6 protein-coding genes are annotated in these 11,916 nt (G+C 47.4%); 4 read left to right on the top strand and 2 right to left on the bottom strand.

All coding sequences use genetic code 11. The annotated features are described in order from the left end of the window. Window positions 1–258 precede the first annotated feature (258 nt). Complete coding sequence (locus ACSX1A_RS02770) at window positions 259–1,776, bottom strand: OprD family outer membrane porin (protein ID WP_439882086.1); 1,518 nt, start codon at window positions 1,774–1,776, stop codon at window positions 259–261. Window positions 1,777–2,130: 354 nt separating this feature from the next. On the opposite strand from ACSX1A_RS02770, the gene ACSX1A_RS02765 reads away from it, so the two are divergent. The 4 genes from ACSX1A_RS02765 (at window position 2,131) to ACSX1A_RS02750 (ending at window position 8,989) form a co-directional block, all read left to right on the top strand. After that, window positions 2,131–3,210, top strand: a complete 1,080-nt coding sequence (locus tag ACSX1A_RS02765) for a c-type cytochrome (RefSeq protein WP_439882085.1) — start codon at window positions 2,131–2,133, stop codon at window positions 3,208–3,210. 511 nt (window positions 3,211–3,721) lie between these two features. After that, entirely contained in the window at window positions 3,722–6,766 is a 3,045-nt protein-coding gene (locus tag ACSX1A_RS02760) for a glycoside hydrolase family 3 N-terminal domain-containing protein (protein WP_439882084.1), read from the top strand. Window positions 6,767–6,876: 110 nt separating this feature from the next. Next, window positions 6,877–8,049, top strand: coding sequence for an acyltransferase family protein (locus tag ACSX1A_RS02755; protein WP_439882083.1), 1,173 nt, complete (start codon window positions 6,877–6,879; stop codon window positions 8,047–8,049). A gap of 196 nt (window positions 8,050–8,245) precedes the next feature. Beyond that, complete coding sequence (locus ACSX1A_RS02750; protein ID WP_439882082.1) at window positions 8,246–8,989, top strand: DeoR/GlpR family DNA-binding transcription regulator; 744 nt, start codon at window positions 8,246–8,248, stop codon at window positions 8,987–8,989. Window positions 8,990–9,074: 85 nt separating this feature from the next. On the opposite strand, the gene ACSX1A_RS02745 is transcribed toward ACSX1A_RS02750, so the two are convergent. Beyond that, complete coding sequence (locus tag ACSX1A_RS02745; protein ID WP_439882081.1) at window positions 9,075–11,903, bottom strand: FAD-binding and (Fe-S)-binding domain-containing protein; 2,829 nt, start codon at window positions 11,901–11,903, stop codon at window positions 9,075–9,077. Between the last annotated feature and the right edge of the window lie 13 nt (window positions 11,904–11,916).

Raw genomic sequence — 11,916 nt, 5'->3', positions numbered from 1 at the left:
CAGCTTTAATTGGCAGAACAATAAAAGTGAACATGATAGGAAGTGAAGACACATAAAACTTGCTGACACAACAACAGGACACAGTTATACCGGATAAGCGAACGAATGACGAGTAAAATGCCGGCCACATGCTAAATGCTAAACTCATGAACTTTGTTGCTCCTGACCTACAGACCTTGAATTTACGCTTTCTGTTGCTTGAGTTTGCATCTGTCGCAGATTCTGTTGATGCCACTCAAAGCACATACGCTGCTGTTCTTAGTTAAAATGGTAGTTCATGATGAGGCTGATGTGCGACATATCTACTTTGTTAACTTCAAAGCCGGGTGTGTTGTAAGTGTTGCCCCTGTTACCCTTGTAAATGTATAATGCCTGTAGGTTCATCCCTTCCAGGGTGCCTTTAAAAGTATAAATACTCATAAGCTGCAGCTGGGAGTAAGAAGGCATTCCATACTTATTTCGGGCAACATCTTTTACATCCGGCATATTCGTTAGCCCATAACCTATTCTGGCTTTCCAACTCTTGTTTAATTGTATATCTGTGAGCAAAGCTATTGCCTTACTGCCCGCCGAACCTTCCAGGCGCTCTCTAGGCATAAACGTATAAAAAGGCTCTATTCCCCACTCCCTCGGAAAAAGAAACCTGCCATCCCCAAGCATCTGTGTAGCGTTTAAAGTAGTCTGAACCTTGCCCGATTTATACCCTACCCTGCTGCTGAGTATCCAGTTTTTAGAGTCTGTATCGATATAGCTTTTTTGAGGATCGGGATTGCCACCGTTGCCGGATGCCTGCTGGTAAGTGGCCTGCAGGCCAAGTATAATTTTGCTCTTCCGGTTTGGGCCTGTTGGCAAAACAAAGTCTGCCTGACCCGAGGTTAGGTTAAACAGGTTATCGGCATAATAATGCCACAAGCTGGCTGTAACAGATGGCTGTGGCTGGTAAGTCAAACCTCCCACTGCTATGCCTTTGCTGCTCAGATTACCCTTGTACTGGGCCGGGGTGCCGTCCGTATTTCTTCCAACAGGCGCAGGACCTATACTTTCCTCCACACTAAACCAATCGGCGGTAGAGCGCGGCCCCATCCCATAAATCCAGCCTCCCTGCAGGGTCAGGTTTTTGAAATCTTTCGACTCTAGCCAGAACGCATTAACCAGCGTGGGCCGCATGCGTCCGTCCTGCGGATTTATAAACGGGGTGATTATTTTCTGCCGTCCCAGCGTTGCAGTTGCCTTTTTATAGTAATAGCGCGCAAACAGTATTTCCAGGCTTCCAATTTCTCCTTTATTATCAGGATCCAGCTGATCAAAATTTCCGATTTCGTAGCGGCTGCCCAAATTCGTTTCAGGGTCACGACCCAGATTATTAGACCAAAGGTCTATAATAGCCAATCCGCCTACACCAAACTGAAACCCATGCAGCTTTGCCGACACATAACTAAGGCCGGTACCTATGGCCAATGCGTGGTAATCCGGTAGCTCGTCGTGGTTAAAAGTTGCCATAAAATAGTTGCGCACATGGCCCTCAAAATGTCCCTGGTTTAAAAACGTTTTAACCGAGGGACTCTCAGCTGTGTCTGCAACAGCATGGCTAATTAAAGTATCCTGCAAGCTATAGTTAGGCTCCCCGATTTGCGGTAGACGAAATGGCTCTGCCTGACTAGTAGTTATAGTTGTAATCAGGGACTGCGGTGTTTCTGCCAACAATGCTTTTATACTCGTAAAAAAGAATATCCAAAGCAAAAGAAGCTTTCGGAACCTGGTTGTCTTACTTGGCATGAATGTTTATAAGTAATTTCTTCTAAAAAGAAATGGTCAAATAAAGCGGCTTCGATGTTCTGAAAGCGGCCACTTAACTTTTACAAAGTTCCTGAATAAAAATGCCTATGTCTGTGAGAAATGTCACAAGAAGAAAAAAAAGAAAATATCATCTTGGTTTGGCCTGCAGAATATCAGAATAGGGAAAAACAGCCATCCATAAATGTACCACCAGGCATTGCGCTAAACACAGTTCATTCTATATAGAAACAGTCCACATATCTTCCCTTTAAATCGCTTGTGTGACTATTATCACTTACCAGGCCTGCAGTTTCTGTTACCTTTAGTTTGCCAAAATAAACTAGCTATACTTCTATGAAATCCAATAAAGACCAGGACTTTGGAAATGTGTTGATCAAACTGACACGTGTCGTCGCCTTAATTATTGTTATGATCGTCCTGTTGATCGGGCTGACCGTTTTGTTCACGGTAAACCCGACTATAGTAACTAAAATGCCTGAACTGGCACAAACCGAACAGGAATCGACTACCACGGCATCTGCCCCTAGCACTACAGCTCCAACCGATGCCCCTGCAGACGATATGTGGCATGCCCCTGACATAGCCTCTCTGCCTGCCACACCAGAGGGCGATGAAATCAGGTATGGCCGCGAACTGGTTGCCCATACGGCTAAATACCTGGGCCCGGAAGGCAGCGTTTTACAAATCTCCAACGGCATGAACTGCCAGAACTGCCACCTCGACGCGGGGACAAAGACCTTCGGCAATAATTATTCGCGCATGTCAACTACCTATCCAAAGTTCAGACCAAGGTCCGGAACTGTAGTGGATGTAGCAGGGCGTATAAACGGATGTTTTCAACGAAGCCTGAACGGGAAGCCCCTTGATGTGGACACGAAAGAGATGCAAGCAATGGTGGCCTATATACAGTGGTTGGGTAAGGATGTTAAGAAAGGTGAAACGCCAAAAGGCTCAGGCCTAATTGATATTGAGTATCTTGACCGCCCTGCTAGCCCTGAAAAAGGAAAGCCCTTGTATGCACAAAAGTGCCAGGTATGCCACGGCACCGATGGACAAGGTTTGAAATCGGAAGGAAGTCCGGAATTTGTGTATCCGCCGCTGTGGGGTAAAAACAGTTATAATGATGGCGCCGGCTTATACCGCATTTCAAATTTTGCAAAGTATGTAAAAGCTAACATGCCTCTAGGCGTCACCTACGACCACCCACAACTGACTGATGAGGAGGCTTGGGATCTGGCTGCTTTTGTTAACTCGCAACCGCGTCCGAAGAAAGACCTGAGCAAAGACTGGCCGGATATTTCCAAAAAACCTTACGATCACCCTTTTGGCCCTTATACAGATTCTTTTAGCGAGGAGCAGCATAAATATGGACCTTTCCCGCCAATTATTGCGGCAAAGGAAAAGGCACAGTAAAAATATTAGCATCAAACTACAGTTCCGGCAGATCAAAATTTCATAATCAGAGGGGCTACTATCCCCTTGCCTTTGCCATAGAGGAGGCACATAAATAGGGGCTGAAGTTACATGTCTGGCTTAACCTCTACCGCGTGAATGCCTCTGCCTCTATTTTTACAACCTATACTGTTATCCAAGTTTCCAGCACCCCCAGCTGGCTAATTCCCTTTTAATTTAAGAAGGGCTATGCACCATCGCTAACTCATTACCAATAGATTATTAGTTAGCAATGGTGCAGTTTCCCACTTTCTCACTCCTACTCCCACAGAATAGCTAATGGCATAGCTGTAGCATCTGATGTTTGCCGATTCACTTCTGATAGCAGCCGCCAAAAACAGTGAGCCACCTCTCTGCGCCGTTAATATTGCCTTTATTTGCCGGAATTAAAAAAAATACCGCAAATAAAAATACAAACAATCTAAATTATCTTATATTGCAGTATATCAACCTTTAAATAATCTCAGAAGCCTTGAAAAAATATTTCTCTTTTTCTCTGTCGCTCATTTTAATGCTTGTTTTAGGACTGAACCAACTACAGGCCCAGAAAAAAAGCTCAAAACGCCGCAAAGCTGTCTCAACAAAGACAATTGCTCCTACCTTTGATCTAGCCAGGGATCCCGCTTTCCTCTCAAACTATAACTCACACTGGGTAGACTCAGTGATGAAGTCCCTGACGCCGGAAGAGCGTATCGCGCAGCTGATCATGATCCCGGTGTACTCGAACAAAGACCAGGCGCACATCGACTCGATCAGCAACATCATTAACACCTATAAAGTGGGTGGCCTGATCTTCTTCCAGGGAGGCCCGGTAAGGCAGGCGAAGATGACCAACCGCTATCAGCAGGAGAGCAAGGTGCCGCTCATGATATCCCTGGATGGCGAGTGGGGCCTGAGTATGCGTCTCGATTCTACTGTCCGTTTCCCTTACCAGATGTCGATGGGCGGCATTGATAACGAAGAGCTAATCTATGAGATGGGTAAAGAGATCGCCCGCCAGTGCAAGCGCATGGGCATCAATGTAAATTTTGCCCCGGTAGTAGACATCAACAACAACGCCAACAACCCGGTGATCGGCTTCCGCTCATTCGGGGAGAACAAGTATAATGTTGCCCGTAAATCCATCGCGTACATGAAGGGTATGCAGGATGAGCACGTACTGGCAAGCGCGAAGCATTTCCCGGGTCACGGCGATACTGATGTGGACTCGCATGTGGGACTGCCCGTGATCAACTTCTCCCGGATCCGGTTAGACTCTACAGAACTTTACCCGTTCCGTGAGCTGATGAACAACGGTTTGGGAAGCGTGATGGTAGCGCATATGAACATCCCGGTGCTGGACAATACAGTGAACCAGGCCTCTACCCTTTCTAAAAAGATCGTGAGTGACCTTCTGAAAAAGGAGCTGAACTACAAAGGAATTGTCTTTACCGATGCCCTGAACATGCAGGGTGTGGCTAAGTTTTACCCTCCGGGCATCGTGGACGTGAAAGCCCTTTTAGCAGGAAACGACGTGCTGCTGAATACCATGGACGTAAAAACCACCATTGCTGAAGTGAAAAAAGCCATTGCTAACGGTGAGATCACACAGGAAGAGGTAGACGCACGCTGCCGCAAGGTACTGGCCGCCAAGCAGTGGATGGAACTGGACAAGTGGCAACCTATCGAGACGGAGCACCTGATCGCCGACTTAAACAACCCGCACGCACAATACCTGAACCGTCAGCTTACGGAGGCTTCGCTGACGCTGCTGCGCAACAAACAGAATATCCTACCGATCAAAACGCTGGATACGCTACGAGTAGCTGCCCTGGCCATTGGCACTAACAAAGAAACGGATTTCCAGCGCGGCCTTGCCCGCTATACTAAGGTGGATACCTTCTTCCTGTCACCGAACAGTTCTATTGAGGAGCTGCAGCAAATGAAGGAGAAGCTACAGCAGTACAACCTTGTTATTGCAGGGGTGCATAGGCTCAACCTGAAAGCAGGCAGCAGCAACTTCGGAATTACTGCTGAAATGAACCTGTTCCTCAAGGACCTGATCCGCTCCAAGCCAACTATTGTGAGTGTATTCGGGAATGTGTACAGCCTGGCAAAGTTTGAAAGTATAGACAAAGCAGATGCAGTTCTGACAGCCTACCAGGAAAATGCAACAGCGCAGGATGTGGCGGCACAGATTATCTTCGGAGGTCTTGGAGCCACAGGTAAGTTGCCTGTTACCGTTTCCAATGCATTCCGCCAAGGTGATGGATTAACAACGCAGGGAGGACTAAGACTAGCCTACACCATGCCGGAAGCAGTAGGCCTGAAGACGCAGGATCTGGCCGGCATTGACTCTCTGGTAGCGCAGGCCATTGCAGAAAAAGCCACACCCGGCGCGCAGGTTTTGGTAGCAAAAGACGGCAAGGTGATCTACCAGAAAGCCTTCGGCTACCACACTTATGATAACCAGACCCCGGTGCAAAATACTGACCTTTACGATTTAGCCTCTGTGACCAAGATCAGTACTTCGCTGGCTGCTTTTATGAAGTTGAAAGGCGAAGGCCGTTTTGATGAGAACAGAACAATTGGTTCTTACCTGCCCATGCTGCAGGGCTCCAACAAAGAAAACCTGAATTACCGGGATATACTCACGCACCAGTCAGGTTTAAAAGCCTGGATTCCTTTCTGGAAAGAGACAGTGAATAAGAACGGGAAATTCAAGTGGCGCACCTTTAAGCACGAGCCTTCAAAAAGATTCCCGATCAAGGTAGCCGATAACCTGTACATCCACCGGAAGTATGCTGATAAGATCTACAAGCAGATTATTGAGTCCCCGCTAAACGAAAAGCCGGGCTACGTGTACAGCGACCTCTCCTTCATCCTTGCCCCTAAAGTAGTTGAGCAGATTACAGGCAAGGAATTTGAATCTTACCTGAAGGAGAATATCTACCAGCCAATCGGCGCTTCAACGCTCACGTTTAACCCTTACCAGCATTACCCACTCTCCCGTATCGTGCCAACGGAGTACGAGCCACATTTCCGTAAGCAACTGCTGCACGGCACAGTGCACGACGAGGGAGCAGCCATGCTGGGTGGCATCAGCGGACACGCTGGTTTGTTTGGTACGGCTAACGACCTAGCCAAGCTGATGCAGCTTTACCTGCAGGACGGCACCTACGCCGGCAGAACCTATATTGCCGGCAATACGGTGAGCACTTTCAGCAAGTGCCAATTCTGCCCGGAGGGTAACTACCGTGCCCTGGGCTTTGACAGGCCCGCCAAGCCGGGGGCGCAGAACAGTAATGCAGCGCCAAGCGCACCTGCAGAGAGTTTCGGCCATTCGGGCTTCACGGGCACTTACACCTGGATCGACCCGGTGAACAACCTGGTCTACGTTTTCCTGTCTAACCGCGTGAACCCGACAAGGGAGAACCCGAAACTGAGCCAACTAAATACCCGCACCAATGTGCTGGAGGTGGTATACCAGGCCATGCAGAAAAGCAAGGCCGGCAGTACTACTACATCCGCTCAATAATAAAAAAGAACCCGCTCCTGCTATCAGGAGCGGGTTCTTTTTTCCCCAATTGCTATTAGTACGTTATAAAGCTATGATCCTTTTCCACCTTTTATCATCTATCACTAACAATGAACAAGCTAACCGTAGTACACGACACAGCTGATACCGGGCTGCTCAGAACCAGCGCCTCCGGACGCTACCTTTCGCTGGATGTTTTGAGAGGATTAACCATCGCTTTGATGGTTGTGGTGAACAACCCCGGTAGTTGGGGGAACATATACGCCCCATTCAGACATGCTGCCTGGCACGGTTTTACCATCACTGACCTGGTCTTTCCTTCCTTTCTGTTTGTGGTAGGTAATGCCATGAGCTTCAGCATGCGTAAGTTCGAAAACAAGCCTGACAGTGCCTTTTTAAAGAAAGTATTGACACGCACTGCCCTGATCTTCCTGATCGGATTCTTCCTGCACCTGTTTCCTTTTGTTACCCGTGAAGAAGGTCAAATTGTGTTGAAGGATTTTACCGCTGTGCGCATCATGGGTGTGCTGCAGCGCATCGCCCTCTGTTATTTTATTGCCTCCCTGGTTGTGCACTATTTAAAATATAAAGGTGCCTTGGCTTTCAGTATCATTACCTTATTGGGTTACTGGGCCGTTATGTACTTCTTTGGTTATCCTACAGACCCTTACAGCTTAGAAGGCAATGCAGCTTTGAGGTTCGATAGCTTGTTTATACCTGAAGCAAACCTATACAAAGGCTTTGGCATCCCATTCGACCCGGAGGGATTGTTGAGCACCCTGCCAGCCGTGGTTAATGTGATAGCAGGTTACTTTGCCGGTATGTTCATTCAGAAAAATGGCAACAACTTTAACTCTGTGCTAAAGCTAAGTGTGGCGGGTGCAGTATTGGTGTGTATTGCCCTGGTGTGGGACATGAGTTTCCCGATCAACAAACCCTTGTGGACCAGCTCTTATGTATTGCACTCTGTCGGGCTTAGTCTGATCATTCTGGCTTCTCTTATTCTCATCATTGAAATTGCAGGCTACGTGAAGTGGACCTATTTCTTTGAGGCATTCGGCAAAAACCCGCTTTTCATCTTTGCACTGGCTACGCTTTTGATTAAAACGCTGAGCTTTATCCAGGTAGGTGATGTGAGTTTGCAGAAGTGGATCTATGAGCATTTCTTCCTGAGCTGGTCTGAAGGTAAAACTGCCTCATTGGCGTTTGCCCTGTCGTACATGCTCGTGATGTGGCTGATCGGCTTCTGGATGGATAGGAAAAAAATCTATGTGAAAGTATAGCATCGCATTTTAACCTGATGCTACACCATTCAAGTAAGCCTGCTTTACAACCTGTTTCAGAAATGGCCAGAAAGCAGACATACTTTTAAAGTTCTATACAACGTCTTTACAAATTTTACCTTTCGTAGAATCAATGTATCTACCTTATTAATAGAATTTATCTTATATTTGAATCTTACCTTTTGAGAACCATAGAATGCTAAAAGAAGAACGGCAGGCTTTTATCATAAAGCAGATCAACCTGCACAATAAAGTACTTTCCTCGGACCTTAGTGTAAAGTTGAATGTATCGGAAGATACTGTTCGCAGGGATTTGAACGAACTGGCAGAGAGTGGTAAGATACTTAAAGTACATGGAGGAGCTTTATCCAAATCATTTCATTATCCTTTTCAGCAGATAGAAGTATATGCCAAGGAAGCGAAGAAGGAGATTGCAGGTAAAGTAATTGGTATGCTGCAGGATGGCATGACAGTGCTGGTTGGTGGTGGTACCACCATGATCGAAGTGGCCCGCATGATACCGGATAGCTTAAGAAGTACTTTCTTTACGGTTAGCCCCTTGGTTGCACTGGAACTAGCCGAACGCGCTAATCTGAATGTTATACTTTTAGGTGGCCAGTTATCAAAAAGCTCCCACATTATTTCCGGGGCTCAAGTCGTGAACCAGCTAAACGAAATTAAGGTTGACCTTTGTATCCTTGGCACTAACAGCCTCTCCGTAGAAGACGGCCTCACTGATTCTGATTGGGAAGTAGTACAGGTAAAGAAAGCCATGATCCGTTCCTCCAAAAGAACGGCTATCATGAGCATTGCGGAGAAATTGGGCTCTGACCAGAATATGAAAGTATGTGACCTTCACTCCATCCATTACCTGGTTACAGACTTACACCCGGGCGACTCTGATCTTAAAGAATATGCACGATCAATAACAGTGATATAAGTTAGTTTTCCGTTAAGCACCAAATGCCGCAGCGCCCACTATCAAAAGTAGTGGGCGCTGCGGCTTTGTGATTCTTAATGTTAACTCAAATACATTCATCCAACATATAGACAATGGACTCGTAGTTCTTGCCTACAGCTTCTGACATGGCCATTTCACAGGTTCGGGCACTGGAGTAATAACCCTCATATGCATGTTGCTTCACCTCCTGCGCTTCAGGCAAAGTGGCTGAAGCTGTTAATTCCGGTACCAGGAACCCTCTGTCGCCGGCCATGCCGCAGCAGCCTGCATGCATCGGAACAGTAACTTCTTCGGCTAATTGCTTCGCTATACTTACAAACTTACTTTCCAAAGCCATCTTCTGAAGCGAGCATACCGGGTGCACCACTACCTGCCCCTTCTTCTTCAGCACGTTCGCTTTAGGAAGTATAAAGTCAGCGATATAATCGATGCTGTCGATGATGCGGATGGCATCAAATTTCTGCTTGTTCTCAGGCGTGAGTACCGGGCGGCAGTTCTGCAAAGTATAGGTACAGGAAGTAATATCCAGCACCAGCGGTAACCTGCCTCCATCTGTCCATTCCCATACTTTCCGGATTGTTTCATTGGCTGTATAGGCAAAAGCTTTGCTGTAGCCTTTAGAAGAAAAAATCTGACCGCAGCAGGCACTTTGCACATCCTTTGGTATCAGAAACTTCACGCCTACCTTATCCGATATGCTCCTGAAGGTGTCGATGATATTCTTTTTATTACCCTCTGGACCTCCCATTGTGCGGGAAATACAGGTCGGGAAGTATACAACTGCAGCGTCCTGCTTTGGTGTATTTCCATTTCTTGTTAATGCAGCAGCTATACCTGGAGCCGGAGCCAGTTGTTTCGTCCAGAGTGGGAAAGCTGGTGCGATATTTTTCACACCTTTCGTGAAACGCTCCAACGTATGCGCACCCAATAATCTATTAACACCCGCACCTGTCTGTAAACCAAATTTAACAGTGGATGCTACGGGTTTGAAATTCTTCGCAACCAGCAGAGCCAGGTTATTAGCCAGTTCACTGTGGCTCTCTCTACGGAGCCTTTTAACCAGGTCGCCGGTATTGATATCTACCGGGCATGCAGTGGCACAGAGTCCATCTACGGCACAGGTATCCAGACCATCGTACTGAAACTGATCCAGCAATTCGTCATGCTGTTTTTTGTTGCCAGCACGTTTTAGCATCTGCAATTCCCTACGCACCACAATTCGCCTGCGGGGCGTTAAGGTAAGGTTACGGCTCGGGCACTTATGTTCGCAGAAGCCGCACTCAATGCACTTATCTACTTCCTCCTCCACCTGCGGCAGATCCTTCAGGTTCTGAATATGGGCATTCTTATCCTGGTTTATGATCACCCCGGGGTTGAGCAAGTTGTCAGGATCAATTACCTGCTTCAGCGTCTTCATGACCTGGTACACTTCCGTTCCCCATTCTGTTTCTACAAACGGAGCCATGTTACGGCCTGTACCATGCTCAGCTTTCAAAGCGCCTTTGTACTTTTTCACCACCAGTTCAACCACCTCCTGCAGGAAACCGTCATAGCGTGCTACCTCAGCAGGGGTATCAAAGGCCTGGGTAACCACAAAGTGAATGTTCCCATCTTTGGCATGGCCGAAGATGATGGCATTGGCATAGCCATGTTTTTTGAATAATGCCTGCAGGTCAAGTATGGCATCGCCTAAACGTTCTACCGGAAAGGCAATATCTTCGAGTATAACCGTAGTACCACTTGCCCTTACCGCACCAACAGCGGGGAACATGCCTTTCCGTATTTTCCAGAGAAGTGCCTGTTCAATGGCATCCGTTGTAAATACAGGCTCTTCGAGTAAAGAAAGTCCAGGCGATAAAGATGTAAACTGAAGTATCTTCTCCTGTATCTCCTCCGGGTTATTCCCCTGGAACTCGACCAGCAAAGCAGCAGCTGATTCAGGCAAGGATTGAAAGATTACCGGCACACCAGCCATGTGTTCAATAGAACGCAGCGAGGCCCGATCCATCAACTCAACCGCCTCTGCACCTGATTCTGTTAAAGGCACAATGGCCTGGCAGGCAGCATAGATATCCGGGAAGTATAAAAGTGCTGTAGACTTAGCAGGATAATCGGGTACAGTTTTAAGTACCGCCTCCGCAATAAATCCTAATGTTCCTTCCGCACCGATCAACAGGTGCGCCATGATATCCAGGGGATGCTCAAAATCGATAAAGGAGTTAACAGAGTAGCCTACGGTGTTCTTCGTGCGGTACTTGTGCCGGATGATGTCGTGCAGCTCCGGATTACTTCGGATCTGCTGCTTCAGTTGCTGCAGTGTTTGGAACAGCTCCGGGCATTCTTCGGCAAAGCGGTTATAATCTGTCTCCGCTTCTGTAGAATAGGTTTTGCCATTTGGCAGGATGAACCGGATGTATTTGGTAGTATGGTAGGAGTTCTTGCTAACGCCACAGCACATGCCGCTGGCATTGTTAGAAAGTATGCCGCCTACCATGGCCGAATTGATACTGGCAGGATCCGGACCGATCTTGCGTTTATACTTGCGCAGGTGCGCGTTTACTATAGCGCCGATCACGCCAGGCTGCACACGTACCTGCTCTCCCTCCTCCTCTACCTGCACCTTGTTCCAGAACTGGCTCAAGTCTATAAGTATACCATCTGTTATAGACTGACCGGATAGACTCGTTCCAGCGGTTCGGAAGGTAAGCGGAATCTTATGTTGCTGTGAAAGCCGGAACAGCTTTGTTACCTCCTCCTCCGAAACCGGCTGCACAACAGCCTTTGGCCTCAGGTAATAAAATCCGGCATCAGAAGCATACGACACGACATCAATAAGCCGTGAGCGTATGCGCGCTTTTGGCAAAACTGCTTCCAAAAGCTTTACTATTTCCATAAAAACAGGAGCT

The sequence above is a fragment of the Pontibacter sp. MBLB2868 genome (genome assembly GCF_051904785.1).
GTDB lineage: Bacteria > Bacteroidota > Bacteroidia > Cytophagales > Hymenobacteraceae > Pontibacter.
Note: the sequence above shows the minus strand (reverse complement) of the source record. Positions and strands in the feature narration are given on the sequence as shown.